At 47.0% G+C, this 25,016-nt stretch carries 26 protein-coding genes, 4 pseudogenes and 1 riboswitch; of the genes and pseudogenes, 11 read left to right on the forward strand and 19 right to left on the reverse strand.

Features of this window, described 5'->3' with window-relative positions:
• Nucleotides 1-4: 4 nt before the first annotated feature.
• Together H583_RS0128865 and H583_RS0128870 are read right to left on the reverse strand one after the other, a co-directional pair.
• Nucleotides 5-847, reverse strand: a complete 843-nt coding sequence (locus tag H583_RS0128865) for an EamA family transporter (RefSeq protein ID WP_028563520.1) — start codon at nt 845-847, stop codon at nt 5-7.
• 86 nt (nt 848-933) lie between these two features.
• Nucleotides 934-1,383, reverse strand: coding sequence for a MarR family winged helix-turn-helix transcriptional regulator (locus H583_RS0128870; RefSeq protein ID WP_028563521.1), 450 nt, complete (start codon nt 1,381-1,383; stop codon nt 934-936).
• A 289-nt stretch (nt 1,384-1,672) separates the two neighbouring features.
• On the opposite strand from H583_RS0128870, the gene H583_RS0128875 reads away from it, so the two are divergent.
• The 5 genes from H583_RS0128875 to H583_RS0128895 all read left to right on the forward strand — a co-directional run bounded on the left by H583_RS0128875 (nt 1,673) and on the right by H583_RS0128895 (nt 6,810).
• Complete coding sequence (locus tag H583_RS0128875; protein WP_028563522.1) at nt 1,673-2,074, forward strand: hypothetical protein; 402 nt, start codon at nt 1,673-1,675, stop codon at nt 2,072-2,074.
• A gap of 443 nt (nt 2,075-2,517) precedes the next feature.
• Nucleotides 2,518-3,711: an MFS transporter gene (locus H583_RS0128880; protein ID WP_028563523.1), complete on the forward strand. Its 1,194-nt coding sequence runs from the start codon at nt 2,518-2,520 to the stop codon at nt 3,709-3,711.
• A gap of 18 nt (nt 3,712-3,729) precedes the next feature.
• Entirely contained in the window at nt 3,730-4,968 is a 1,239-nt protein-coding gene (locus H583_RS0128885; RefSeq protein WP_028563524.1) for an aspartate aminotransferase family protein, read from the forward strand.
• Nucleotides 4,969-4,991: 23 nt separating this feature from the next.
• Complete coding sequence (locus tag H583_RS0128890) at nt 4,992-6,029, forward strand: zinc-dependent alcohol dehydrogenase (protein ID WP_028563525.1); 1,038 nt, start codon at nt 4,992-4,994, stop codon at nt 6,027-6,029.
• 52 nt (nt 6,030-6,081) lie between these two features.
• Nucleotides 6,082-6,810 (forward strand): HAD family hydrolase, encoded by a 729-nt coding sequence (locus H583_RS0128895; RefSeq protein WP_028563526.1) that lies wholly within the window; start codon nt 6,082-6,084, stop codon nt 6,808-6,810.
• Nucleotides 6,811-6,911: 101 nt separating this feature from the next.
• On the opposite strand, the gene H583_RS34680 is transcribed toward H583_RS0128895, so the two are convergent.
• The 3 genes from H583_RS34680 to H583_RS0128910 are packed head-to-tail and all read right to left on the reverse strand — an operon-like array spanning nt 6,912 to nt 8,425.
• Entirely contained in the window at nt 6,912-7,358 is a 447-nt protein-coding gene (locus tag H583_RS34680) for an SRPBCC family protein (RefSeq protein WP_051237189.1), read from the reverse strand.
• A 14-nt stretch (nt 7,359-7,372) separates the two neighbouring features.
• The gene (locus tag H583_RS0128905) at nt 7,373-7,741 is read right to left on the reverse strand and encodes an ArsR/SmtB family transcription factor (RefSeq protein WP_245586020.1); all 369 of its coding nucleotides are present in this window, start codon (nt 7,739-7,741) and stop codon (nt 7,373-7,375) included.
• A gap of 42 nt (nt 7,742-7,783) precedes the next feature.
• On the reverse strand, nt 7,784-8,425 hold the full coding sequence (locus tag H583_RS0128910; RefSeq protein ID WP_028563528.1) for an NAD(P)H-dependent oxidoreductase: 642 nt from the start codon (nt 8,423-8,425) through the stop codon (nt 7,784-7,786).
• Nucleotides 8,426-8,729: 304 nt separating this feature from the next.
• Here H583_RS0128910 and H583_RS0128915 point away from each other — a divergent pair, with 304 nt between their 5' ends.
• Together H583_RS0128915 and H583_RS0128920 are read left to right on the forward strand one after the other, a co-directional pair.
• Nucleotides 8,730-10,058, forward strand: coding sequence for a cytochrome ubiquinol oxidase subunit I (locus tag H583_RS0128915; RefSeq protein ID WP_028563529.1), 1,329 nt, complete (start codon nt 8,730-8,732; stop codon nt 10,056-10,058).
• 13 nt (nt 10,059-10,071) lie between these two features.
• Nucleotides 10,072-11,088 (forward strand): cytochrome d ubiquinol oxidase subunit II, encoded by a 1,017-nt coding sequence (locus tag H583_RS0128920; protein ID WP_028563530.1) that lies wholly within the window; start codon nt 10,072-10,074, stop codon nt 11,086-11,088.
• Between the two features lie 231 nt (nt 11,089-11,319).
• Here H583_RS0128920 and thiD read toward each other — a convergent pair whose 3' ends face one another.
• Nucleotides 11,320-12,120, reverse strand: coding sequence for a bifunctional hydroxymethylpyrimidine kinase/phosphomethylpyrimidine kinase (gene thiD, locus H583_RS0128930; RefSeq protein ID WP_028563531.1), 801 nt, complete (start codon nt 12,118-12,120; stop codon nt 11,320-11,322).
• A gap of 351 nt (nt 12,121-12,471) precedes the next feature.
• On the opposite strand from thiD, the gene H583_RS0128935 reads away from it, so the two are divergent.
• Nucleotides 12,472-12,825: a hypothetical protein gene (locus H583_RS0128935; protein WP_028563532.1), complete on the forward strand. Its 354-nt coding sequence runs from the start codon at nt 12,472-12,474 to the stop codon at nt 12,823-12,825.
• 145 nt (nt 12,826-12,970) lie between these two features.
• Here H583_RS0128935 and H583_RS38220 read toward each other — a convergent pair.
• Both H583_RS38220 and H583_RS38225 read right to left on the reverse strand, forming a co-directional pair.
• Nucleotides 12,971-13,138: pseudogene (locus H583_RS38220) on the reverse strand (P-loop NTPase family protein); the annotation flags it as partial.
• Nucleotides 13,136-13,468: pseudogene (locus tag H583_RS38225) on the reverse strand (ABC transporter ATP-binding protein); the annotation flags it as partial. The pseudogenes H583_RS38225 and H583_RS38220, both read right to left, overlap by 3 nt.
• A 32-nt stretch (nt 13,469-13,500) precedes the next feature.
• Between H583_RS38225 and H583_RS38015 the strand changes: the two are divergent.
• Nucleotides 13,501-13,593 (forward strand): annotated as a pseudogene (locus H583_RS38015) (MBL fold metallo-hydrolase); the annotation flags it as partial.
• A 150-nt stretch (nt 13,594-13,743) separates the two neighbouring features.
• On the opposite strand, the gene H583_RS0128945 reads toward H583_RS38015, so the two are convergent.
• The 3 genes from H583_RS0128945 to H583_RS0128955 are packed head-to-tail and all read right to left on the reverse strand — an operon-like array spanning nt 13,744 to nt 16,011.
• The gene (locus tag H583_RS0128945) at nt 13,744-14,124 is read right to left on the reverse strand and encodes an NIPSNAP family protein (protein ID WP_245586021.1); all 381 of its coding nucleotides are present in this window, start codon (nt 14,122-14,124) and stop codon (nt 13,744-13,746) included.
• Nucleotides 14,090-14,833, reverse strand: a complete 744-nt coding sequence (locus H583_RS0128950) for an SDR family NAD(P)-dependent oxidoreductase (RefSeq protein WP_028563535.1) — start codon at nt 14,831-14,833, stop codon at nt 14,090-14,092. The genes H583_RS0128945 and H583_RS0128950 overlap by 35 nt, the downstream gene beginning before the upstream one ends.
• On the reverse strand, nt 14,830-16,011 hold the full coding sequence (locus tag H583_RS0128955) for a YbfB/YjiJ family MFS transporter (protein ID WP_028563536.1): 1,182 nt from the start codon (nt 16,009-16,011) through the stop codon (nt 14,830-14,832). Before H583_RS0128955 ends, H583_RS0128950 begins: the two co-directional genes overlap by 4 nt.
• A gap of 122 nt (nt 16,012-16,133) precedes the next feature.
• Here H583_RS0128955 and H583_RS0128960 point away from each other — a divergent pair.
• Nucleotides 16,134-17,002: pseudogene (locus tag H583_RS0128960) on the forward strand (LysR family transcriptional regulator).
• Nucleotides 17,003-17,146: 144 nt separating this feature from the next.
• Here the strand turns inward: H583_RS0128960 and H583_RS0128965 are convergent.
• The 6 genes from H583_RS0128965 to H583_RS0128990 all read right to left on the reverse strand — a co-directional run bounded on the left by H583_RS0128965 (nt 17,147) and on the right by H583_RS0128990 (nt 22,022).
• Entirely contained in the window at nt 17,147-17,677 is a 531-nt protein-coding gene (locus tag H583_RS0128965; RefSeq protein WP_028563538.1) for a DinB family protein, read from the reverse strand.
• 183 nt (nt 17,678-17,860) lie between these two features.
• The gene (locus H583_RS0128970) at nt 17,861-18,175 is read right to left on the reverse strand and encodes a DMT family transporter (protein ID WP_028563539.1); all 315 of its coding nucleotides are present in this window, start codon (nt 18,173-18,175) and stop codon (nt 17,861-17,863) included.
• Nucleotides 18,175-18,513, reverse strand: a complete 339-nt coding sequence (locus tag H583_RS0128975) for a DMT family transporter (RefSeq protein WP_028563540.1) — start codon at nt 18,511-18,513, stop codon at nt 18,175-18,177. Before H583_RS0128975 ends, H583_RS0128970 begins: the two co-directional genes overlap by 1 nt.
• A 91-nt stretch (nt 18,514-18,604) precedes the next feature.
• A riboswitch (guanidine-I (ykkC/yxkD leader) is annotated at nt 18,605-18,708 on the reverse strand.
• A 46-nt stretch (nt 18,709-18,754) separates the two neighbouring features.
• Nucleotides 18,755-19,978 carry an MFS transporter gene (locus H583_RS0128980; RefSeq protein ID WP_081667647.1) on the reverse strand — a complete coding sequence of 408 codons (1,224 nt, stop codon included), beginning with the start codon at nt 19,976-19,978 and terminating at the stop codon, nt 18,755-18,757.
• A gap of 21 nt (nt 19,979-19,999) precedes the next feature.
• On the reverse strand, nt 20,000-21,142 hold the full coding sequence (locus tag H583_RS0128985) for a Gfo/Idh/MocA family protein (protein WP_036711381.1): 1,143 nt from the start codon (nt 21,140-21,142) through the stop codon (nt 20,000-20,002).
• Nucleotides 21,143-21,218: 76 nt separating this feature from the next.
• Nucleotides 21,219-22,022 carry a sugar phosphate isomerase/epimerase family protein gene (locus tag H583_RS0128990; protein WP_028563543.1) on the reverse strand — a complete coding sequence of 268 codons (804 nt, stop codon included), beginning with the start codon at nt 22,020-22,022 and terminating at the stop codon, nt 21,219-21,221.
• Nucleotides 22,023-22,623: 601 nt separating this feature from the next.
• Between H583_RS0128990 and H583_RS0128995 the strand changes: the two genes are divergently transcribed.
• Nucleotides 22,624-23,037, forward strand: a complete 414-nt coding sequence (locus H583_RS0128995; protein WP_028563544.1) for a hypothetical protein — start codon at nt 22,624-22,626, stop codon at nt 23,035-23,037.
• Nucleotides 23,038-23,156: 119 nt separating this feature from the next.
• Here H583_RS0128995 and H583_RS0129000 read toward each other — a convergent pair whose 3' ends face one another.
• Together H583_RS0129000 and H583_RS0129005 are read right to left on the reverse strand one after the other, a co-directional pair.
• Nucleotides 23,157-23,834: an ABC transporter ATP-binding protein gene (locus H583_RS0129000; RefSeq protein ID WP_028563545.1), complete on the reverse strand. Its 678-nt coding sequence runs from the start codon at nt 23,832-23,834 to the stop codon at nt 23,157-23,159.
• Nucleotides 23,831-24,958 (reverse strand): ABC transporter permease, encoded by a 1,128-nt coding sequence (locus tag H583_RS0129005; protein ID WP_028563546.1) that lies wholly within the window; start codon nt 24,956-24,958, stop codon nt 23,831-23,833. Before H583_RS0129005 ends, H583_RS0129000 begins: the two co-directional genes overlap by 4 nt.
• Between the last annotated feature and the right edge of the window lie 58 nt (nt 24,959-25,016).

Below are 25,016 nucleotides of genomic sequence, written 5' to 3' on the forward strand. Positions count from 1 at the left end.
TAATCTAATGAAATATGGCCATAATCATAATTCCCAAGAATACGAGCATGGAGTATGCAGCACGCCGTAGACCTTGCCCCTCTTTTAGAACGAACCAGCTTAGCAGAGAGCCAAAGACAATGCTCAATTCCCGAATCGGTGAAATATAGCTTAGAGGCGCAGTCTTCATGGCTATAAGAAATAAGAAGTAAGATCCGGGAGCAGCCATGGCCCCCAATAGAACAAACCACTTGTTAGTCCGCCATTCCTGTTTTACAGTTCTGCTGCGCAGAGCCGGGATCATCAATGCAGTACAGCCGGCAATATTATAAATTTGCAACAGTGCCACAGGGGACATTACGCTGAGAAGAGACTTGTCGATTAACGTATAACCTGTTATCGCAACACCAACACCTCCTGTAAGTAGTAATAGAAGCTTATCCATGCGATGCTTGAAGATGTCGCTGATCGCAATCAGGCCGGTTACAATTAGACTTAACCCCAGCCAGCCGGGCCACGATAAACGCTCATGATATAAAATGATGCTTGTCAATGGGATCAGCAACGCGGCAGTCCCGCGCATCAACGGATAAACTTGCGACATTTCTCCTCCCTTATACACGTAAGCAAGGAGGAGCAAATACACGCTTTGAAACAAAAAGGAAATGAATATGAATATATAGTTTTGAAAATCGAGTTCGGCTGTCCGCAATTCGGATACCAAGAAGGGCATAAAAGCGATGGTTGCAATGACTTGAATGAGCCACAAAAAGCTAATTTTATGAACGCTTCTTTTGATTAGCAAACTCCATACGGAATGCATGATTGCCGATGCAAGAACAAGCAGAAGTGCGTATGTGTTATTCATGGGTAACCTCTTTAATTACAGAGTCATTATTAATAATTATTTGTAAAATGCAAGTATTAATTTTAAAGTGTGGAGTAATGATTTCATTACCCCATCGGTGTACAGCACATTTTGGATTTGAGCATGCTTGTGTTCAGAAGCTGAATGGAACGTAGAACCGTCTCTTTTTCAAATTCATTCATATGGGAAAAGACATCTTCCAGGTAATCATTCATGATTTTATCAATCGTTGATGAGACAGATTGGCCCTCTTCCGTCAATTGAAGAATATAAACTCTGCGGTCCTCGGGCAAAGCAGTCTTTTTAACTAATTTCTTTTTCGTCAACGTTTGGATTTGTCTGCTGAATGTTGTAATATCCATGCCAATTTCATCTGCAATCTGCTGCATCGAAGGCTCATGCTGCCGGTTAATTTCGTACATGATATGACTCTGGATGGTTGAAATCTCATACTCCCCAATATTGCAGCAGTTTTTATTTAACAGGCCGAAGAGCCTTGCAGTCATTTGGAGCAACTCTCTTGGATTACTTTCCATAGCACGCCCTCCTTCATCTGTTAACCAATATATAATAAAAACTTGCAAAATGCAAGTATAAATTCAATCATACGTTCCAGTCAAAAACGGAACATTCGATAGGCATCTGCATACATATAACTTACAAATATTTCAATTTTAAGGAGCGATCGTTCTGGAACATCAAATTGCATCATCGCATGCCTGTCAAACAAGCACCATCGGATGGCCGCCAAATTACACGCCCAATGCACCCTTTATCCCCACGCCCCCGACACTGGAGACCATTTGTTACCATGCATGGAATTACGTGTGGACACATTCGAACTGGGGGGAATTCTGGATCTATGTCAAACATAAAACACAAGGCAAACCGAACACCGTAACCGGCTGTGTATTATTCGGGGAACCAAGCGGCAGATTGTATTACCAGGAGGTTGAGATAAATCTGTCCTACGTCACCATGTATATTTGTGATTCTACACAAGAATCAAATACATCTGTAGAAGGAGGGAATTTAGAGAAAGTACCGCCACGGGCAAGACATGTCAAGCTATGCCTGTACCTTGTGCCCCTGACGAACAAGTATGAGTATGAAATTACGGAACTGAATATGGAATGCCCGTCCAAGCCGTGGGACGAACGTGTCAAACTCGGTTCCATCGAAATTTTGTATGATCCGCTTATGCCTGAAAAGGGCGAATTTCAATAGCTGTAACCATCCTTTTATTTAGCCCCCATAGATCCCATGGAGAAGTTAAGATTGGACCTGTCATGGTTCATCATTACGCTCCATGGGATTGTTTGTATATATGAAATAAGAACAACACTATAAGCTATTTTGATTTATGGATAATAATGTAATATATGTATGTAAAAACGCTATTTTTGTCGTATCAAAGTGTTGCTACACCCCTTCTTCGAGTCCTCTCTACATAAATTTTCCTCATCTTCTTTTTCTCGATTCTTATTTTTATCCATCTTGACAATTCAATTGCATAAAAAATCCCAATGAAATTGGGGTTATAAAATTTTAACAACCCGTGTCCAAAGTTAACACAAAGTCTATTTCTATTTGTTAGTCTATATGGTATAAATTATATTAAGTTTCACCCATATTTTTGAAGAGCTACTAGAATTAGAGGAGGAGGATTATTGAGAAGACTGTTTGTTTTAAGCTGTGGATTCTATCTGCTTATCGGAATTACAAGTGTCATTTTGGGTCCTTTACTGCCTACGCTGCTGAAGCATTACGGGCGTGATTACAGTGATGGGGGAACGCTATTGTTTTTGCAATTCATCGGCTTTCTGGTTGGCGTTCTTGTGTCTCCGATGATATCCGCCCGGCTCGGCAGAAAGTCCATGCTTCTGATTGCGCTGATCAGTATCACGGCTGCCTGTGCGGTCATTGGCTTTCTGCCTATGTGGATCTGGGTCGTGTGCATGACGATCATCATCGGATTTGGCTCCGGCATGATCGAATCTTCCATTGGGGCATTCACAATTGAGTTCGCCGAACAGGGTAAAGCGGTCGCCATGACCAAGCTGGACGTCTACTTCGGTGTCGGTGCCCTGCTTATCCCGATCGCAGCCAGTCTGTACATCCGCTTTGACGTCTGGCAGTTTACGTTCTTCAGCACTTCAGTGATTACACTTGTACTTATGCTTCTATGGATTACAATGCCGGCTGAGAGCTCTAAGCTTCTCCGCATTCAAAGCATTGAAAGCCCGGAGGCTCCTGCACACAAGAAACGCTATCAGCGCAGACATCTTAGTCTGCTGACTATCTTTGTCTTTTTCTTCTTCATCTACATGGGCCTGGAGCTCGGGCTTATGAATTTTCTTCCGTCCATTCTCATCGAAACTGCTTCTGTCAATGAATCTGTGGCGTCATTAAGTGTGACCATGCTTTGGGTTGCGATGGTTATCGGCCGTCTATTTGTCGGGAAAATCGCAGAGTCCATCCGGTATATCCCATTTCTGCTGTGGAGTACAATAGGCACACTTTTCTTTACGATTGCCATGCTTTTGATCTCCAATGTAATTGCCACCTACCTGCTTATCTTCGCAATTGGAATTTGTATGTGCGGCCTCTTCTCGATCACCCTTGTCTATGCCAACTCTCTCATTCCCGGAATGACCGAACGAACAACCAGCATCCTCATTGCAGCCGGAGGAATTGGCGGAGCCGTCCTGCAGTATGGAATCGGCTGGGGAATGGCAAGATGGCCTGCGAGCAGCGCGATCTGGATTTTAGCAGGTTTTAGCCTTGTATTGCTTCTGGCAATCGGGTTGTCTTACCAATGGAATATGCGGAGCAAAACGTCAGGGAACAGTCTAACCATTTAACCATTTGGAGGGAAGATTATGCAAACAATAACGAAAGACCGGTTCAGATATGGAAAAGGAATCAAGTTAATTGACGATTCAGGTGTAGAGTATATCGATGGCGTATCCGGAACATTTAATCTGTCCTTGGGCTATAATCATCCTCATGTTGTCGAGAAAGTGCAGGAGCAGGTTGGCAAGCTCGCTCACATGTCCTCCACGTTTACCGAGCCTTATGTGAATGAAGTGCTTGCCCATCTGACCGAATATGCGCCCAACGATATCAACGCAGGCTGGATGCGGGATATTACGGGATCAACCGCCAACGAATGCGCCACCAAAATTGCCCAGAAATATACCGGGGCCAGCGACATTATCAGCCTCTTCCTCTCCCACCATGGCCAGACCCAATTTGCGACCGGCATATCCGGCAACGCCTTCCGTCGCAAAAAGTTTCCGAACTCATCTGCTCCCAATTCTCTTCATGTACCTGCTCCCTACTGCTACAGATGCCCATTTAACTCCTCCAGACCCGATTGCGGTTACCAATGCATTGAAGCGATCTCCGATTCTATTGAATATGCAAGCTCTGGCTCCGTTGCCTGCATGATTATTGAGCCGATTCTTGGCAATGGCGGCAATATTATTCCGCCTGAAGGGTATTTCCAGCTTCTGCGCAAGCTGTGTGATGAACATGATATCATTCTCATTGCCGATGAAGTGCAGACCGGAATCGGCCGAACCGGGTATATGTACGCCAGCGAGCTGTTCGATATTAAGCCGGATATTATTACACTAGCCAAGGGATTGGGCGGGATCGGCGTTCCGGTCGCTGCCGTCATCATGCAATCCCGTCTGGATGTTCTGGAGAAGCATGAGCACTCGTTCACATCCGGAAGCAATCTAATTTCGGTTACGGCTGCCAAATCAACATTGGAGGTCGTAACCGAGCCGGGCTTCCTCGATGCTGTCAAATCGAAAGGAGAGATATTAGGTCATTTGCTGGAGGAACTCGCGACGAAATACAGCTGCATTGGCGAAGCCCGGGGCGTGGGATTAATGTGGGGCCTTGAAATTGTCGATTCCGACGATGCTCCAGATGTGGCAAAAGCCAATTCGATTATCGATCGGGCCTTCTCCGATCAGCGCCTAATTTTGCGTGGGTCCCGCTACGGCTTCGGCAACGTGGTGAAGGTACGCCCTTCCCTTACCGCAACCGAAGATGAAATTGTCGAGATTGTCGGCAGACTGGAAACCGTTCTTCGTAACGTCGGCTAAAAAACTTTGAGGAGGTTTTGACTATGCAAGCATTGGTATATAAATCGGCTTGGGATGTTGCGCTGGAGGAAAGGCCTGTTCCCGAGATTACACAGGATCATCAGGTGCTTGTCCGTATCCGGGCAACTGGAGTATGCGGAACGGATCTTGGCATTATAAGCGGAAAATATCATGCGGTATCATCCATTATTCTCGGTCATGAATCAGCCGGTGAAGTCATCAAGATCGGTTCAGCAGTCAGCACCTTGCAGCCCGGAGACCGTGTCGTCATCGATCCGACGTACTACTGTGGACATTGCTCCATGTGCCGGACCGGCAGACAAAACCATTGTACCCATAAAGCCGTCACGGAAACAGGGGTCAGTGCAGATGGAACATTCACCGACTACTACATTACCGAGGACCGCTTTCTCTATAAATTGAAAGATCATGTCACCTATGAGGCAGCGACATTAACCGAGCCACTGAGCTGCATTCTTACTGGCATCAACCAGATTAAGCTGCTGCCCAATTTCAGAGCGATTATCCTCGGGGCCGGACCAATCGGCATTCTCTACAGCTACGCGCTTGCTTCCAAAGGTGTGGCCGGAAGCCTCGTGGATATTTCCAGTGAACGGCTTGCCCTGGCCGAAAGGATAGCCCCTGAACGCTGGGAAGTGCACGGTTCATTTGACTCTGCGGTTCAGGCTGCCAATCCGGATGGCCATCAGGTGGATCTCATTGTGGATACGACAGGTGTCGTCGGTACTCAGGTGCTGTCCAACCTGGCGCATGGCGGCTACTTGATGCTTGTGGGCTTGAGAGACGGAACCAGTTCCTTTAATCCGAAGGAAGTTGTGGACCGCAGCCTGAAAATTATCGGCTCCATTGATTCCCTGGGCACATTCGCAACTGCATTGTATATGATTGAGCAAAACATTGTTCCAGCGCAAAAAATTATTACGCACACGTTCCCTCTGGACCAGTATCAAGAGGCATTTCATGCACTGGGGTGCAATATTGGCGAGCGTACGCTGAATCCTTCTTCCCAAGCCATTAAAGTCATTCTTCAATCCGGCTGAGTTTTTGCAGCACCAGCGGTTCCAACATTCAAACTGTCAAGGAGAGATGAGCATGAAGCTTCAGAATGAAACTGATTGGAAAGAAGCTCCGATAAAAGCGGTCATCTTCGATATGGATGGAGTCCTGATCGACAGTGAGCCAATCTATTTTGAAATTGAACGAAGCTCCTTTAACCATTTCGGTGCAGATGTAACCGAAGAAGAGCATCATACTTTTGTTGGTGTAACGCTGGAATCGATGTGGCAGCAGGTGCTGGGCAAAAAGCCTTTGGACTGCACACTGGAAGACGCCTTAAGCTATCACAAGGGTAATGTCATGACCACGATGTCAGGCTATGAACGTCTGGAGCCTATACCCGATGTCGGGAAGTGGCTGAGCTGGTTGAAGACACAAAATATTCCGCTTGCGGTCGCTTCCTCTTCACCCAAGGCGCTTATTGAGCTCATTATGGATAAAACCGGACTTGGCATATACTTTGATGCTTTCGTCACCGGTGAGGAAGTTGCGCACGGCAAGCCTGCTCCGGATATTTTTCTCCATGCAGCCGGTCTGCTTGGCGTAGAACCTGCTTCCTGTCTCGTAATTGAGGATTCGCGTAATGGTGTGCGGGCTGCCAAAAGTGCAGGCATACGCTGTGTCGGTTACCATAATCCCGGTTCCGGAAATCAGGACTTGTCCCTTGCTGATGAGGTCGTACGCAGCTATGAGCAATTGCTATCCATTCGGGATTCCTTGAGAATTGGCACCCGTTCCGAATTTGCTTTAGAACTGGAAAGCTGATTATATAATAAAAAATGGCTATAAGCTCATGTTCATCATGACAAGAGCTTATAGCCTCTCTGTGAATACCGGTTCAGTCAACTAAAGTTACTACTGTTGAATTAGTGGATATAATCGCACAAGCCGGAATTTAAAGAATTTTTCCATCCTTTGTTGTGCCGTTTCGCTTCTTTCTCTGTAGAAAAGTTGGTGTGATTCAGAATAAGCTCCGTTTGACCTTCCTTATCCAGAAATTGAATCGTGACCAGTGTTTCTTCAGCATCCACTTCATTTACCCAATGCCAGGTAAATGAAAGCTTTTCGTTCGGGACGATTTCCACATAATGACCCTCCAATACGTGAGCGAAGCCATTCGGCGCCTGCATGACAAACCTGTACTTGCCCCCTGGAGAAACGTCCATCTGTTCAATCGTTGTCTTGAATCCTTTTAGCCCCCACCATTGCTCCAACTGCTCTTTGACTATCCAGGCCTGAAAAACCCGTTCCCGGTCAGTACGGTAAATATGGTGGACGGCAAGCAGAAACTTCCCGTTTTGCATCGTTATCATGAATAGCGCCTCCGTTAACGGTCTTTAGAGTTTTGGTTCAGAAATTGCTCAAGGTTATTGAGCTGCTCCGGCCAGAACTTGCTCAAATCCATTAACCATTCTTTAGCGCTATCCACAATGTCAGGGTTCACATTGTAATAACGAAACGTCCCTTCCTTTCTCTTGGAAACAACCCCTGCAGTTTCCAATACTTTGAGATGCTTCGAAATAGCGGGCAATGACATTTCGAATGGTTCAGCCAGGCTCATGACTGTCTTTTCACCATCCGCCAAACGCCGGATGATTTCTCTCCGAGTCGGGTCGGAAAGAACATGAAACACATCATTTAATAATTCATCGTTATATTTAACCATGTGTTTAATTATAAAACGGGTACATTTCACTGTCAAGCTGGCCTGCGCCTGCGAAGACTATTAGTAGACATATCAGAAGCAGCTGGCCATTTGACGGGCTTTTTGAATGGCATTTTCTTTGATCGTCTGCGCTTGTTCCGGAGCAGTTGCTGTGCCCTCCACAAAGATGCCCTCAAAGCTGGGCACTCCGAAGAAATCCATGATGATGCGCAAATACCGGTGTCCCATTTCCCAGTCGGCATTGATGGAGTCTCCTGATAATACACCTCCGCTTGCTTGAATATGAATCGCCTTTTTATCTTGCAGCAAGCCGACTCTGCCTTGACCGGAAACATATTTAAACGTTTTGCCCGCGACACATAAAGCATCCAGATAAGCCTTCATCACAGTGGGAAAAGAAAAATTCCAGATCGGGCTTATAAATACATATTTATCTGCAGCAACAAATTGGTCTACAAGTTCAGTTAGACGTGATAGTTTAATCTTTTCTGTATCTGTCAACTCATTAAAATCTATTCCTGACCCCAATTTCCCCCATGCTGCAAAAATATCGCTATCCAAGTGCGGAATCCCCATTTTGAACAGATCAAGATGAATGACTTCATCCTCCGGATTAGCACTCCGGTACTCCCTTACAAACTCTTGTCCTACTCCCAAGCTGTAAGAAGTCTCTTCATTGCCCGGATTTGCCGTGATATATAATACAGTTGCCATATTGAATTACCTGCCTTGTATAGTTTTTTTGAAGTGCACAAACATGATACTTTTTTTATTCGTTCAACTGATGATGCAAGTTCCTCCCGTCTGTTTTTTAAAAGGGTTCCGCAAATATTTAACATAATGGTTAATTAACCACTTTGTTAAGTATATGTTTGTCTCAAACATCTGTCAACAAAATCTTGACCCTGAAAGTCAAAACTACAAGCATGCATACTTTTTGGAAAAGTCCGGCATGTTAAATAAAAGAAGTTTTGGATATTTAGGCATGCATTGCTTATGGAGACAAGGAGAGGTTAGGATGAGTGAGCTGAACTGGAGCCGCTATTTGACAGAAATGACACTTGCGTTTCATATTCTGTTCGCAACAATCGGAGTGGGCATCCCCATTTTTATATCTATTGCCGAATGGATCGGCATCCGCAAAAAGGATCCCCATTACACCCTTATGGCAAGACGCTGGACGCGGGGATTTGTCATTACGGTTGCAGTTGGCGTTGTAACCGGGACATGCATTGGACTTCAGCTTAGCTTGCTGTGGCCGGAGTTTATGCGTTTTGCAGGAAATGTGATCAGTCTCCCCCTCTTTTTGGAGACCTTTGCATTTTTCTTCGAAGCGATTTTTCTTGGCATCTATCTGTATACCTGGAACAGGTTCTCCAATCCGTATCGGCATTGGCTGCTGACCCTGCCGATTATTATCGGGTCATCGGCATCGGCATTGTTTATTACAATGGTTAATGCTTTTATGAATACGCCACAAGGCTTTACGCTTGAGAATGGAAGGCTGATTAATCTTGACCCTCTGGCAGCCATGTTCAATCCGGCTACGCCCTCCAAGGTAGCGCATGTTTTATCCTCTGCCTATCTGACGTCCGCCTTTATACTCGGCATGATTGCAGCCTTTTCCATGCTGAGAGGACGAAATAACGATTACAATAAAAAATCGATCCGCCTCAATATGATAACCGGACTTATTCTGGCGGCAGCTACGATATTGTTCGGGGATATCTCCGCCAAATTCCTGTTTGAAAAGCAGCCTGAGAAGCTGGCAGCAGCCGAATGGCATTTTGAGACCGGCAGTCAGGCAGCCTTGGTCATTGGAGGCCATTTGGACCCTATTACTCATGAGATCACGGGGGCCATTAAGATCCCTTATGGCCTTAGCCTGCTGGCCTCGCATGATCCGAATGGAGTTGTTGTCGGTTTGAATGATTTCCCGCGGGACGAGTGGCCTCCGCTTTATGTCCATTATTTATTTGATGCCATGGTCGGCATCGGGTTTTACTTGCTGGCCGTGCCTGTTCTGTTTCTGTTAATCAGCAGAGTAAAGCGATGGAATACATACAACCGCTGGATACTGGGAGCTATTCTTGCAGGCGGGCCCTTCTCCCTGCTTGCGATCGAGCTTGGCTGGTTCTACGCCGAAGTCGGCAGACAGCCATGGATTTTAAGAGGTTATATGCGTGTAGCCGAAGCAGCTACGACGAATCCCAATACCCCGATTACGTTCTGGCTGTTCGCCGCGTTGTATCTCCTGTTAGGCATTGTTTGCCTCGTGGTGCTCGGCCGGCTGTTCCGCAATAAGCCGGCTGAGCTGGAGCTTGAAGAACGCCGAATTATTTTGTAAGGAGGAGATGCAGATGACGATTGAGCAGATTGGGATCACGGTTTTATGGATCTTCCTGTACGGCTATTTGATCGTGGCATCCATTGATTTTGGAGCCGGATTTTATGCCTATTACGGCAGGGTTATCGGGATTGAGACTGTGATTGGCCCCGTGATTTCCCGATATTTATCACCGGTATGGGAAGTGACCAATGTATTTCTGGTCTTCTTTTTCGTGGGGATTGTCGGCTTCTTTCCAGAGACGGCTTATTACTACGGAACCGCCCTGCTCATTCCCGGCAGCATTGCGCTGATTCTCCTGGCGATTCGGGGCTCCTTCTATGCTTTTGCCAATTACGGGGCCAGAAAAAGCAACCTGTATCTGTTGGCTTATGGAGCAACTGGACTGTTCATTCCGGCTGCCTTATCGACGGTATTTACCATTTCGGAGGGCGGTTTTTTGACGGTTCACGAAGGCTCCGTTTCTTTGCTTATGGAGGAGTTGTTTTTTAGCGACTATTCATGGGCGGTTGTATTTTTGGCTGTCTCCAGTGTTTTGTTTATCAGCTCGACATTTTTAACGTATTATGCGCATTATGCAGGTGACAAGCGGGCGCTCGAATGGCTGCGGACCTTTGCGATTTGGGGCGGTGTACCTACGATAATTTCCAGCTTGTTCGTCTTTATTGCGCTGCGCAACCATAACCTGGATCATTTCCGGCACACGCTTGATGTATGGTGGATGTTTGCACTTTCACTGGCCAGCTTTATCGTTGCCATCTGGCTGATTTGGCACCGTAAAAATTATGGAACAGCCTTTATCTTGGTCATGCTCCAGTTTGCCTTTGCGTTCTTTGGCTATGGGATATCCCATCTCCCTTACCTGCTCTATCCGTATTTGACGCTTTCAAGCAGTGTCACCAATCCGGTAATGGGACGCGCTTTGGTCATTGCATTTGTGGCAGGACTTGTATTGCTGATTCCGGCATTGGCGCTGCTGCTTCGGTTATTTTTGTTTAACGCGAGTTATGTGAAAGGAGAAACATCATGAATATATTTGACCGTCAGGATAAATGGCTGATGAGGTTATGTTTTGGCATCGCAGTGATTATGCTGTTATCTGCTGTGCGTTATTTCGTCTAAGGAAGGGATGGCGAGGCTGCACCACCCGCAATAGATGAACCTAAAAATAGGCTGCACAGCAACAGAAATCTGCTGCCATACAGCCTGGATCATAAACTAGGCAAAGCGATTAAAATAACTTGAATTCGATTCAATCGACTTACAGCCGATGAGCGGCATGAAGTGTCGGTCCTACGAATTTATTCAGCGGAAAGCCGCCTTCGATCGCCTTCGTAATGAAGACTTTGCCTTCACGAACAGCATCTTTAACCGATAGTCCTTTTGCCAGCCCTGCTGTAACTGCCGCGGATGTCGTGCAGCCTGCCCCATGCGTATAGGTCGTCTGTACAACATCAGCTTCGTGCCAGTCAAAGGTGCTTCCATCATACAGCAGATCAATAGCCCGGCCTGGCTCAATTACACCGCGGTCCTTGATCAGTACGTGCTTGGCGCCTTGCTCCTGAATAATAGCTGCTGCCTGCTGCATTTGCTCGCGCGAACGGATTGGACCGGTCTTCGCCAGCTGCGAAGCTTCGAACAGGTTAGGTGTTACCAGATCTGCACCCGGAATCAAATATTTAATCATCGCATCCGTATTCTCTGGCTGCAGCACTTCATCTGTACCTTTGCATACCATAACCGGATCAATGACTATGCCTTTTCTTTCAGTCCGCTTCAGGTGGGAAGCCACAAGCTCGATAATATCGGTTGATCCGAGCATTCCGGTCTTCATTGCATCGAAGCCGATGCCGTCCAGCACAGTACGAAGCTGCGCTTCTACAATATGAAGCTCAACAGGATACACCAGATGGTTCCATGTCTCAGGCTCCATAGCTACGATAGTTGTCAGTACAGTCATGCCGTAAACGCCAAGCTCCTGGAAAGTTTTGAGGTCGGCCTGAATGCCAGCCCCGCCGCTCGTGTCCGAACCGGCAATTGTTAATGTTTTTGGAATACTCATGAAGCCTAATTCTCCTTTTTATTGTACATCCTACTGCTAAATAAGCAATTTGTCAAAGTCATAATAGAAAATTTTCTCTAAATATGTATGTTCATATAGGATTATGAGGAATATTAGGACTAGTCTTGCTTTAATTCCCCCGAAGCAGCTTTTTTCTAAACGCCTTTTAAGGCATATTCGTCAATTTGCTTGCCCATTCCTGTCTCACAATTTACATTCCTATTCTAAAATGGGTGCTAACCTGTTTAGCATATGAAAGGACTAAAGCACTATATCATGTAAAAAATTGTCTTCAGTTTTAGGTATTTTGCTGTATAATCGAAAAAAAGAATTACTAATGGGGGTTAATAAGTGCAAAGGATCCATGCAAAGATTTTAAGTTTCCTTATAGTGTTCATACTGTTATTCGGTGTATCTGTCCCTTCAACCATTTATGCTGCACCGGAAGTCAAACAGACCATCTCCATTAAAACTGGAGAAGAGAAAAAAATTAAGCCCTATGAATATATAAATAGTGGCAACAAAACGATGAAAGTTCAAGCCACTGTCAAACTTGACGGTTGGGGTCAGAACTATGAATCTGCAACTAACTTTAGTAATGGCCAGGCAATCGTATATAAAGGTAAAGAGGCCTATTATATTAATACGAAGGGTAAAATCATTAGCAAAGCGACAAATGTGATAAAATGGGAGTATGATGAATAATTGAACCGTTGAAATTACATACACAGGTAGCGGGAAGCGAATCTTTTATGGTTCGCTTCCCTGTTTTTTAGAGATTCATCACTTCAATCTTTCAAGCGGATTGTTTAATGGTTCAAGCCCTTCTTAACTTTGCAGCAAGTATCTCCTATTTCCAATCCTCCACCCGCCACACTGCGGTTATCCATTCCTCATAAAATTCAGGCTCGTGAGATACCAGCAAGATTGTTCCCTTATAACTGGCCAACGCCTTGGCAAGTGCTTCCTTGGCTGGAACGTCCAGGTGATTGGTCGGCTCATCGAGAACGAGCACATTCAAAAAGCGCTCATCATGCGAAACCACGACATAAGCATTCTCATACCGCTTCATGTACGCAATCAGCCACTCAATATGTGCCACATCAAGATAGTTCGTCGGCTCATCCAGAAGCAGAATATCCATATCCTCCGTCCGCTGACTGAGCTTCTCCGCAATATCCATCATGCTGCGTTCAGTCTCATAAAGTGAAGCGAACGCTCCCTGCAGACATTGCAAAATTGTTGTGCCAGGCTGAAGCTCTGAATGCTGGCGCAAATATCCGCACCGGACAGTCGGCAGCCACGCAATACTGCCGGCATCGGGGAGCAGTTCCCCTGCCAGCATCCGCCTTGTATTAAGCCCTGTTTGCTCTCCATCAAAATTTCGACATTGCATCCGTGGTTTGCTATCATGGCGGATTAAGTAATGTAAATGTTAAGGAACAGTTATTAGGACTTAGCCAAGGACTATAAAGCCAGAGTTTCAGCAATTTACTCACCAATGACAGCCAGCGCTGATTAAACAAGCCATCCCCTTTGATTCAAGTCAAGGGAATGGCTTGTTTTTAAATTGTTCTCTTCCGCTATTATAGTGCTCTCGCTGATTGTTCAATTGGAAAACAATCAATTAAAAAAAGGAGCATTGTGCATGTAAATGGTCTCGATCTTCTCATATAATGGACCTGCCTGTTCGGTTCGCTCCTTGAGATCCAGCCACTGCTGATCCTCCGTGAATGCCTTGAAATTATGTTCACGAGAAGCTGCATCAGGGTGCTCCAACACGTAATACAGCCGGTTCTTCGTCTCGTCCGCATCTACCCAAAATTGGGTAACCTTCATCCCGTGCTTGGCAAAAATCTGAATGGTATGATCCCGGAAGCGGTCCAAAATCGTTTGCATTTTTCCGGGTACCACATCATAAATCCGCAATTCATACAGCATCTTCGTCATCCCCTTTACGGAATATTTTTTACCACTGTCCTGCGCTTTGACCGCCATCAACATGAAGAATCTCTCCGGTTACGAATTTCGAAGCCTCCAAATACACAATCGCTTCAATAATATCCTGATTTTCACCCATTCGGCCCACCGGATGCAGTTTGGCCAAAAAGTCATGGGTTTCTACCGGATGCATGGGAGTTTTAATAACTCCCGGGGCAACTGCATTTACACGAATTCCTTTATCGGCATATTCAATCGCAAGCGATCTTGTCGCTGCACTCAGGCCGCCTTTGGTCAAGGCTGCAAGAACGGAAGGTACAGCTTTGATCGGCTGCTCGGCTACACCGCTGGCCGTAATGTTGATGATGTGGCCGGAACCCGCCTTCAGCATCACATCAGCAGCGCGTTGTGTCACATGGAAGAACCCGGCCAGGTTAACGGATAATACCGAATCAAACTCGGCTGCCGAGTAGTCTGTGAATGATTTTGCAATAAAAATGCCCGCATTATTGATGAGTGTGTCCAGGCGTCCGAAGCGTGAAAGAGCTTCAGCTATCAAACGTTCCGCAATTTGAGGATCGGCTATATCCCCTGCAACATACGCCACATGTGCGCCTGTAGGATCGATTTCCTTCGCAGCTTCCGCCAGCAGATTTTCACGTCGTCCATTGATTACGACATTTGCCCCTTGTTTGACCAGTTCAATTGCCGCTGCTTTCCCGATACCGCTGCTTCCACCTGTGATGACGGCCACTTTATCTTGAAAATTCATATCGATTCTCTCCTTTGTTTAGTATATCTATTTTTTCCATTCCTATTTCCAATACCTATCGGCAAACTGATTGCCCCCAGAAAAACGATAATTGCTGCACCAATCAGAGCGGTCATGTAGCTGCTGCTTCCCTCAATCAGTATCCCTGCAACGAGTGGTCCTACGATCTGCCCGAGTCCAAAGCAGGCCGTCAGCAAGCCCACAATTTTGCGGTTATCTTGCGGGTACAGCTCTTTCCCATACGACACGAACAACATCGTAATCCCCATAAATGTTGCACCAAATAAAATCGCCCCTGCGATGATGGAAGCTGTAGAAGGAATCACCACAGGAATTGCAATGCCTGCAGCTTGCAATATCATAGCCGCAGTCAAAGTCCATTTCTTGCCCCACCGGGAAGCGAGCGCAGACCAGCCGATGCAAGAAGGAATTCCGGCAAGCCCGACAAAAATCCAGCTAAGGGCTGCAAAATTAGGGATGGTTGAAACTGTCTTGGCGTATGCTACAAGATAAGTCCCGGTCACAATGTAGCCCAGTCCTTCCAGGCCATAGGCAATGCTCAGACAGATTAGAATGCGGCGGACACCTGCAGGATGAATGCTCTTCGGGGCATCCGGCGCTGCTGTAACTGTACGGCTGTCCCGCAACAAATACCATGCCGCCAATCCCAGAATAAGGCTAATGATTCCGAGTCCCTTCCATACGATGACCCAACTTCCGTCATATGCAAGCAGCGGAACCGCTACTCCGGTCAGCAGTATACCGGCTCCCACCCCGCCGTAAAAAATGCCGGTTTGAAGTGCTGACAGCCGTTCCAGTACAATGCCTGATGCAATCACAAAGACAACCGCACTGGCACAACCGGATAAAAAACGGAGCAGAATCCAGGGCTCAAGGGTATGGAATTCACCCATTCCCCAAGTCGTTGCTATGCTGGCGATCAGGGCTGCGAGCAGCAGCGCGGACCGGTTTTTTACTTGGATCAGCGTAAGCACTAGTGCCCCGATCAGATACCCCAAATAATTGCTTGCTGCCAGATAACCTGCACCTTCGGCAGAGAACAGACTGTGATCCATCATCATCGGGAGGACGGGCGTAAAGGCGAACCTTCCAATTCCCATAGCAACCATGAGAGAAGCTATGCCTCCCAGCAATACAGTCATCGTCCGTCCCTTCATGGCCTTCCTCCTTTCTGTTGTGTGCCCATTGATCATACAACCATTTCTGCTATCATGTATAATACAGAATCATGATGTCGGATATCTAAATAACAGATAGCCAAACATTGCAGGAGGCCAAGATGGATATTCAATTACTGAAAGTGTTCTTCGCTACAGCCCAGGAAGGCAGCATTTCCAAAGCTGCGCAACGTTTGAATTTTGTCCAATCGAACGTTACGCATAAAATCCAACAGCTGGAGGCTGATTTGCAGACACAGCTCTTTTATCGCCACAACAGGGGCATTACACTGACCCCTTCCGGGCAAATTCTGCTCTCGTATGCAGAAAAAATATTGCATGTAACAATGAGGCCAGAGCAGCCGTCGGAGACTCCGCCATCCCCTCGGGGCCGCTCCATATCGGATCTATGGAAACGACCGCTGCAGTTCGGCTGCCGAAGCTGCTTGCCCATTACCATACAACATACCCGGATGTTGAATTGTCTTTGGCCACAGGCCCTACTGAGCAAAGCCTTCAAGCGGTGCTCCATTATGAGCTGAACGGGGCATTCGTAGCCGGTCCTGTGGAGCATCCTGAATTGATTCAGGAAAATGTGATCGACGAGGAACTGGTGATCGTCACTCCGCTCTCGCATTCGTCGGTCAACTCCCTCCATGATGTGAAGCTGTTAAAGCTGCTCGTCTTTAAAACCGGCTGTGCCTACAGAGCCAAATTGCTTCAGCTGCTTCAGGAAGAAGGGCTGTTGCCGATAAAAATGATGGAGTTCGGCTCGCTTGAAACCATTATTGGCTGTGTAGGCGCAGGCCTTGGGATCTCTCTGATGCCCCGTTCCATCGTAGCCGAGGCGGTGCAGCAGGGCAAAATCCGCTGCCATGAATTACAGGATCGGCAAACGATTGTTACAACCGTCTTTATCAGGCGTAAGGATACCTTAATGACACCAGCCTTATCCGCCTTTTTATCCGAAATGCGCACCCATTTCAGTTAGAATACAATTCGCAAAAGAGCTTCCCCCAGTCACCATGACTGTCGGGAAGCCCTTGCTTCACGTTCTATTTGGTTAGACGTATCACCGGAACAGGCTAATTCGTAGCGACTGCCAGTGGCAGTCAACTCCTTGTTCTGAACCTGGTTAAGACGAAACCGCTTGACTTAAAGTATACAAGTAATAACCGTAATCCGTAGGTATGCCGGGAAGGCTATTTTGCCGTAGCATGGCGGTTATGTTGCCGCGATGATAGGTTCCATGATTGACGACATGCTGAATATAATCCTGACAGCTTGCCTGAAATTCTCCGGAAGGATAGATGGCTCCCAAATCCTCATGCTCTGCTATAAACTTGCGGAAACGCACAGCCAGATCATTCATTAGCCCGCCCAGCTCTTCAATACCCTTGCCTTCCGTTTCCGCAACCAGAACATCAATGGATGACTTTAGTCCCTCCACATATTCGGCAGTCATCTCCGTAATCCCGCCTGAAGCGAAAAATGACAGCCAACCTGAATCAATCACATAGATGTGCACCATTGCATCGTAAATCGAAGGAAACACACTGACCATTTCTTGACGGTATACAACCTCCGTGAGCTCTTGCAAATGTTCACAAACTCTACGGTTTGCCCACACATGGTAATCGTACTGCTGAAGCATAAATGTTTTCAAAATCAGCTTCCCCTTTTCTTATAGGGAAAGTACGCAGTTTAGGGGCAACTATGCGCTAATCCCCATTAAAATTTGCCCGAAAAGTACCGTTGTTTTCATCATAAACCCCTCCTGATTTTCACTTAATGCCATTGTAGCATATATGCCCGCAAGAAGGATTGATGTGTGATACATGTGAATTTATTAACTTACCAGCTTCAAGCCAACAGCCGCTCCAAGCACCATCGCAATAAAAAGAATTCTTAATGCATTCCGGGGTTCTCCATAGAAGATCATCCCCAGTATCGCTCCGCCGGATGCGCCGATCCCCGTCCACACAGCATAAGCTGTACCCATTGGGAGGGTTTCCATTGCCCAGGACAAGAAAAGGAAGCTTAGTCCGAACCCGGCGACCAGCATGGCGAAGGCTTGCCAGTTGCGGTCTTTGTATAATTTATTAATCATCAGGACCCCGATCATTTCAAAAACGCCTGCCAGTATCAAAAATACCCAGTTCATTAGCTGCTCACCTCTTTCTTCTTCTCCTTGCTAAGCAATTTCAGACCAATGACGCCTATCAGCAGCAAGCCGATCAATGCAATCTTCGCAGCCTGAACCTCAGCATTGAACAACAGGATTTCTGCCAGCACTGTACCTGCTGTACCCAATCCGACAAACACGGCATATACCGTTCCGACCGGAAGAGTACGCGCAGCCATAATCATTAACGTAAAGCTGATAATAATTGCAATAATTGTGCCGGTCCATTCCAAAAAACTGGTTGCATGCTTCAAGCCAATAACCCAGCCCACCTCAAAAATGGCAGCAATTATTACTGCCGTCCAGGTTTTGTTCATACCTGCCACTCCCCTTCAATACAGTTTTTTATTAGCTTCTCCAGCGGAAATAAAAATAAAAGCCCGGGAAATAGACTGCATGCATGCAGCTATCTCCCAGGCTTTTATCCCTCCGTGGCACAGTCCATTGGACTGCGGGCTTTCTCTCGGACCAGACCGGCAATTGCTTGCTGCGGAACCCTAGAAAGCCTTCATATGCTATTTCACTATATTATACACAATGAAAAAGCGCCGTCAATAACTAATTTTTCCTTTTCACCAAACGATACATGACGATAAAACCAATGATTCCAAGCACGGACATGCCCGCTCCGACGAGGTACATCACTTGCGGACCCATCTCCTGAAACAGCCAGCCGCCGGCAATGCCAGCCACGATTCCGGATAACCCGCCCCAAGTCAGCGCATAGGCTGCCTGGCCGCTTGAACGGAATTCAGCCGGCACTAACATTGAGGTCAACTGGGTGCCGATGTAATAATAACCGCCAAAGGTAAGGCAATGCAGTCCTTGAATCCATACGACCATATACGGATCGGCCACGGCGGACATCAGCAGCCAGCGAAGTGTGAATAAGCCGCTGATGATGATCAAACCTGCAACCATGGTGCTGACATTCCGCTTCAAATAGCGGTCGAGCAGCAAAAAAATCGGAATCTCAAAGATCGACGACAAAAAAGCAGACCAGCCGATTAACGCTTCTTTACCTCCCATTTCCGAAATAAAGATGGCGACGAAGGTCATATTCATCGAGTTGGGCACGGAAATCAGCACGCCAAGCAAAACCAGCATTAAAAAGGCGCGGTTGGTAAATACTTTTCCGTAACCGGAGTTGGAGAATCCCTCTTTCTTTTTGCTCTCTCCCTTGGGCAAGGCTAGCGCAAAGCCAATTGAAACCAGCATAAGCAGGGTATAAACGACCCACAGCCGATTAACCCCGAGAGCGGCCACAGCAGGCCCGCTTCCGACCGCGAGCAGCGCCCATCCTAACGATCCCCACAGCCTGAATGCGCCGAACTTATGGCGTGTTCCCTCAATACTGTTTAAGATCAGACTGTTGGTTTGCGAAAAGAGAGGCATCTGAAAGAAAAAGAACACCAGCATTGCCCCATAAATAAACGGGATGCTTCCGAGCTGGAATACGGCCTGCATGACCAGAAGATTGCCAATCAGCATGAGCAACAGCATACGCTTGATATTGCGCAGCCGGTCGCTCCAGTATCCCCAGAACGGATTGGCCAGCAAAGAGATGAACGGTCCTCCGGCCAGCAGTGCGCCAATCTGGATTTTGGACATGCCGATCCCTTGCAGGTAAAGCGGAAAATAGGTGCTGTATACGGCAATCGCCCCATAGACGAAGAAATTAAAAGCCTTAATCGTGCCTGCCGAGCGTATTTCCGCTTGGGTATCCGCCCGGCTTGGGGGCAATTTCCCTTCCTGTTCCGGTGGCGCAGCTACAGAAGACATGAAGCACAACTCCTTTGCGAATTAGAGGGTAACGGCCTGGGAGACCGACAAAGCATCCACCTCATCAGCCGTCACTTCACGATCCTCTCCATCTGACAAGTAAATCCCTTCACTAATGAGCATCGTTCTGAGCGCAATGCCAGCGGTATCCAGCAGCGGCACCCGCCCCTGCAAGGCAGCGATCCAGTGATGCTGTGAGGAATCATACGCATCTTCATGCTCACGGAGGCGGTGCCAGCGTAAATCCATCAGATCCAGGTTAATCGTACTGTCGATATCCATATCGCTTACCGTTGTATGATACGTAAACGGAACCTTCTCCCCGCCCGGCCCTTCCGACGGCAGCTTAAGTCCGCCTTGCGAGCCAAAAACGGTTCCTCCTTCAAAGCCCCCTGCATGAATGGCCCATGCTTCAATCAGATCGAGTGTCAGACCGCCCTTGAATTTGATCAGGCCGATGCCAAGCTCCTCTACGTTGAATCCGCTCTGCTGTCTGCGGTCCTCCAGCATATCAAGCTCCTGATATACTTTGCCGCTAATTCGCGTTACTTCCGGATTTCCAAGCAAATAAAGCATCTGGGCAATGTGGTATACGCCCATATCCAGCAGCGCACCACCAGCAGCCGTTTCCTTGCGGGTAAAATGAGGGGTGCCGTAGCCGTCTACAAACGGGCGGTTCCTCCGCCGGAATCCGGTTGATCTTGCATGATACAACCTGCCGAGCTTGCCGTCGTCAATGAGTGTCTTGGCCGCTTTTGTTTCCTTGCGGTATAACGTTCCAAGCTGGATATGAAGCATTTTACCCGTTTCATTCGCGGCTTGAACCATCGCTTTGCCGTCTGCATATGAACCGGCAATCGGCTTTTCACAATAGACATGCTTGCCCGCGCGCAATGCTTCAATCGTAACCGGAGCATGAAAGTTGTTGTGCAGACAGACATCTACAGCATCCAGATCGTCTCTTTCCAGCAGCTTGCGAAAATCCGTATACGTATGAGGAATGTTGTAAAGCTCTCCTACCCGCTTGACCTCCTGCTCATAGATATCACAAGCGGCTACGACCTGCGCCCCCGGAATATCCTTATAGCGGTCCAGATGCATTTTGCCGATTTGACCCGTGCCAATAAGTCCAATGCGAATTGGCGCTTGCGCTTGAGTGTTCATACGTATTGACAGCCTCCCGTTCCATTATGAAGTTGCTGGTTCATGCTCAATAATTCCAGTTGCCTATGCCTGCGTATTAAGAAGCCGAATCCGATATAATCTTCTTCACCTTGCTGATAAGAAGCTCCATCTCAAGATACTGGTTGCTTGGAGCATTATGCTCGATCCCCCAATAGCCGTCATACCCCGCTGCCTGTAGTAGCCTGATCTTGCCGGCAGCATCAGGCAAATCGGCCGTACCCGCGTCGAAATGCGTATGCACTACCCATGGGGCAACAAGCGCATCGCCCTCAGCCTGGTCTTCCCTCCATCTGTTGATATGAAGCAATATGCCATAGGACGGATGATCGACGGCTTCCGCAAGCCGTTTCATTTCTCGCGGGAGCAGCGAAGCGCCCATATGATTTTCCGGCCCGATTGTGTAACCATTATCCGCCGCGCGCTGCGCATACTCCTGATAGCGTTTGACAACGCATTCAAATTGTTCCTCGCTCATGGGCTCAGCCTCTTTAAAGGAGCCTCCCGTATCGAGTCTGACCGTCTTTGCGCCGAGAATTTCTGCTGCACGCAGATGTTTGATCGCATTCTCATGGAGCAACTTTCGCATATCCGGGTCCGGGTCCCATATGTGGGCGCCGTCGATGGCGAAATTGACAACCGTCATTTCTTTTTCATCCAGCGCTTCACGAATTTTGCGAATATAGCTTTCATCAGCGAGTGTCATGATTGGACTGGCGCTGCGGTCGATGAAAAATCCGTTCCACAGGTCCACTGTATCCAGCCTGTAGCGGTATTTAACCGCTTCCAAATATCCGAATATGTCCATCTTGCCTTCCAGGTATGTGTTGTTGAACGAATAGCCTCCAATCGAAATCTTCATGCTTATCGCCTCCCTAATGCAAGTATATGGTCTTCTCTCTTGATTATAATGAAAGTTTTTTGACAGGGACAGGTGGTGATTTCTACGATTTAGGGGGACTTTTCTCAGAACCATGTCTAAAATAGATCAAAAATGGTTAATTTTTTAAATTAAAATTTGTATGGTGCGAAAATACAATCGTAATATGGCTGATCAGCAAATCGTAGGAATGACCTTGGATTCCTTTTGCAGACGGAGTAGCGTTTTGGTGCATTTGCGGGAGTTGAGGTAGTGTATTCCAACGGGTCTTTAAAAAGTGCTGTAACTAACTATTATTCAACAGCAGGTACAAGTTATTGGCGTTAGGAAGCTTCCCATATTAGAACAAAAAGGACCCATTAGGTCCTTTTTGTTCTAATGATAATAAAGTATTATCTATATAACATAATATCTACCAGGAGCCAGAATCCGATTCCAAACTCTGTTTCCCGTCTACGCTCTTACAGTAAATCGTGGTGCAGCCATATTCTCCATCAGCACCTCTTAAACAGTGAAATTTAAAAATCCTGAGAATGAGCGAGAAAACAGATGACATTACTTTATATTGGAAGGAATAATTAAAGTGAACAAAATATTAATTAGATATTCTTTATTTGCTATTTTATTCATCGTTATCTTGTTAGGTTCAATATATTTCTTTCAGCAAATTAAATGTCCTGAATTACTAGTGAAGGACACTATTGAAAAATCTATTGGAGGTAAGCTTAATGATTTGGAAATAAGTGAAGAAAGTAAAAATACACTGTACTCTTTCTTTAGTAATATAGCGCCCTCTAATCATATTCAAAGCTCCATAAAGTTGATCAATAAAACGAATAGAGTCAGTGAGTTTTTAATAAGCATTGAACAAATTAATTATACGGATAACAATGATGTGCTCAATGTTATCCATGGTAATATACGAATTGAAATCAATCATTCATCCTTTTTTCAATGTCATATTTCGAATATAGAAATACTAAAAAAATTTGAATGAGATCTTAGTCAAAGGAATCAATGTCCGATCATCACTCATAATGGTAACGCGGAACGAAGCTAAATAGTTAATTCAACGCTTATCTTTGGAATGTATCTTTGGACTCTATATCTGCTTCATTACATGTCAATCAGCACGCCATCCTGCAGCCGCAGCACACGGTCGCACCATTCCAGCATTCGTTCATCATGCGTAACCATAACCGCCGCCTTGCCTTCCTGTTTGACTTCATCGGCAATCATGCTGACGACCTCCCTGCCCCGCTTATAATCCAGGCTGGCAGTCGGCTCATCCGCGAAAAGGATTGCCGGTTTGTTCATCCAGGCTCTGGCAATAGCTACCCGCTGCTTCTCCCCGCCGGACAACTTCTCAGGGTAATGATCCCTTCGCTCCCAGATTCCGAGCCGCTTAAGCAAGTAGGATGCCCGTTCCCGTGACTCTTTCGCATCAAGCTTTGCCAGTTTGGCCACATAGTGCAGTTGCTCTTCCACCTTCAGGTACGGCAGAAGCTGGGCGCTTTGAAACATAAATCCGATCTTTTCCAGCCGCAGCCGGGTCAGCTCCCCCTTGCTTTTGTCCTTGAGCGATTCGCCGTCGATGGCCACTTCGCCGCTTGTGGGGGTAAGCAGCGCTCCTGCGATGGACAAAAAGGTGCTCTTCCCTGAGCCCGATGGACCGAGCACCGCTACGAATTCGCCGCCTTTGACCTCGAGATTGAGCTTGTTCAGAACGGACATTGTAGCTGCACCGTCCCCATAGGTTTTCGTTACCTGCTTCATAATCAGTTTGGCACTCATGCGTTCGCCCTCCCTATCGCTTCCAGTGCATCTACCTTGGCAACCCGTATGACCGACACCAGCGACCCGAGCAAGGACATGCCGATGAACAACAGACTCGTCCCCACGATCGTAAGCGGCTCAAGACGGAATGGCATCGAAGCCGGGAGCGCCATATTCATGCCCAGTACAAGCAGCAGACTTACGGCAAGGCTTCCTGCAGACAGAATCATAACTTGTCCCACTACACTCCAGCCGAGGTAGGACATTTTGGTTCCCATCGCTTTCAGAATACCGAACTGGCTGGTCTTCTGAATGGTGATGACGTAGAAAAATACAGCCAGTACGAAGGCAGCAATGACAAACAGAAATACAATCATCATCATCAGCGAGCCCTGCTCCTCGGAGTATCCCGGAATGCTGGAGACTGCTTGCTGCCTGGTTATCACTTCGGCATGATTAAGCTTCCCTGACAGTTCTGCTGCCTGCTCGGCAGTGATATGGAGTGCAATCACATTAAAGGAAGCCGCCGCCCCCTGGCCGCCCGCTGTCCCCTGTCGAAATTCAAGCCAATCCTGCGGATTCATATAGACCACCGGCGTATGGCTGAATGAGCTGTTTTTCACAAAACCGGCGATCTGAAAGCTCTTCCCTGTTGACTGGTCTGTAATGAAACTGCCAATTTTCACGCCTAAGCGCTCCAGCTTCTCATCGGCAATTACCTGTCCTTTTGTCTCGTTTGTGATTCGCTCACCTTTCACACCTGAAGGAGCAAGCAGGCCATTCATATCGACTGCAAAAAAGGTAACATCCGCTTTTAATCCTTTATCTCCTGCCGCTCCGGCATCTGCGGTAATCGTGCTCATTTGCAGAGACAGCGGCGTAGCACCTTCTTCTCCTGCAACGGATCTGGCCACCTTCAGCTCCTGTTCCCCCAGCATGGATCTTCTGAAAATATGTCCGGCATCCTCCTGGACCGCGAAATAGCCGGCAGGCATATTCTCGACGGCAGAAATATTCGCATTGGCCAGCCCTTTGGCCAGTCCGGTTACGAACAGCACCAAAAAGGAGACCAGGAGCATAATAACCAGAATAAGCATATATCTGGCTTTCGCATGCCGCATTTCCCGTAAAGCTAAAAACATACATCATCTCCCCTTCCACATCTGTATGGCTTTAGTTTAGGAAGCGAAAATGAACGGA

The organism is Paenibacillus pinihumi DSM 23905 = JCM 16419 (genome assembly GCF_000422505.1).
Classification (GTDB): Bacteria; Bacillota; Bacilli; order Paenibacillales; family Paenibacillaceae; genus Paenibacillus_D; species Paenibacillus_D pinihumi.

Coding starts and splice junctions, on each gene's coding strand:
- H583_RS0128865 (WP_028563520.1), bottom strand. CDS start 847: ATGAATAACACATACGCACTTCTGCTTGTTCTTGCATCGGCAATCATG.
- H583_RS0128870 (WP_028563521.1), bottom strand. CDS start 1,383: ATGGAAAGTAATCCAAGAGAGTTGCTCCAAATGACTGCAAGGCTCTTC.
- H583_RS0128885 (WP_028563524.1), top strand. CDS start 3,730: ATGCAAACAATAACGAAAGACCGGTTCAGATATGGAAAAGGAATCAAG.
- H583_RS0128890 (WP_028563525.1), top strand. CDS start 4,992: ATGCAAGCATTGGTATATAAATCGGCTTGGGATGTTGCGCTGGAGGAA.
- H583_RS0128895 (WP_028563526.1), top strand. CDS start 6,082: ATGAAGCTTCAGAATGAAACTGATTGGAAAGAAGCTCCGATAAAAGCG.
- H583_RS34680 (WP_051237189.1), bottom strand. CDS start 7,358: ATGATAACGATGCAAAACGGGAAGTTTCTGCTTGCCGTCCACCATATT.
- H583_RS0128910 (WP_028563528.1), bottom strand. CDS start 8,425: ATGGCAACTGTATTATATATCACGGCAAATCCGGGCAATGAAGAGACT.
- H583_RS0128915 (WP_028563529.1), top strand. CDS start 8,730: ATGAGTGAGCTGAACTGGAGCCGCTATTTGACAGAAATGACACTTGCG.
- H583_RS0128920 (WP_028563530.1), top strand. CDS start 10,072: ATGACGATTGAGCAGATTGGGATCACGGTTTTATGGATCTTCCTGTAC.
- thiD (WP_028563531.1), bottom strand. CDS start 12,120: ATGAGTATTCCAAAAACATTAACAATTGCCGGTTCGGACACGAGCGGC.
- H583_RS0128945 (WP_245586021.1), bottom strand. CDS start 14,124: ATGTTGATGGCGGTCAAAGCGCAGGACAGTGGTAAAAAATATTCCGTA.
- H583_RS0128950 (WP_028563535.1), bottom strand. CDS start 14,833: ATGAATTTTCAAGATAAAGTGGCCGTCATCACAGGTGGAAGCAGCGGT.
- H583_RS0128955 (WP_028563536.1), bottom strand. CDS start 16,011: ATGAAGGGACGGACGATGACTGTATTGCTGGGAGGCATAGCTTCTCTC.
- H583_RS0128970 (WP_028563539.1), bottom strand. CDS start 18,175: ATGAACTGGGTATTTTTGATACTGGCAGGCGTTTTTGAAATGATCGGG.
- H583_RS0128975 (WP_028563540.1), bottom strand. CDS start 18,513: ATGAACAAAACCTGGACGGCAGTAATAATTGCTGCCATTTTTGAGGTG.
- H583_RS0128980 (WP_081667647.1), bottom strand. CDS start 19,978: ATGTCTTCTGTAGCTGCGCCACCGGAACAGGAAGGGAAATTGCCCCCA.
- H583_RS0128985 (WP_036711381.1), bottom strand. CDS start 21,142: ATGAACACTCAAGCGCAAGCGCCAATTCGCATTGGACTTATTGGCACG.
- H583_RS0128990 (WP_028563543.1), bottom strand. CDS start 22,022: ATGAAGATTTCGATTGGAGGCTATTCGTTCAACAACACATACCTGGAA.
- H583_RS0129000 (WP_028563545.1), bottom strand. CDS start 23,834: ATGAGTGCCAAACTGATTATGAAGCAGGTAACGAAAACCTATGGGGAC.
- H583_RS0129005 (WP_028563546.1), bottom strand. CDS start 24,958: ATGTTTTTAGCTTTACGGGAAATGCGGCATGCGAAAGCCAGATATATG.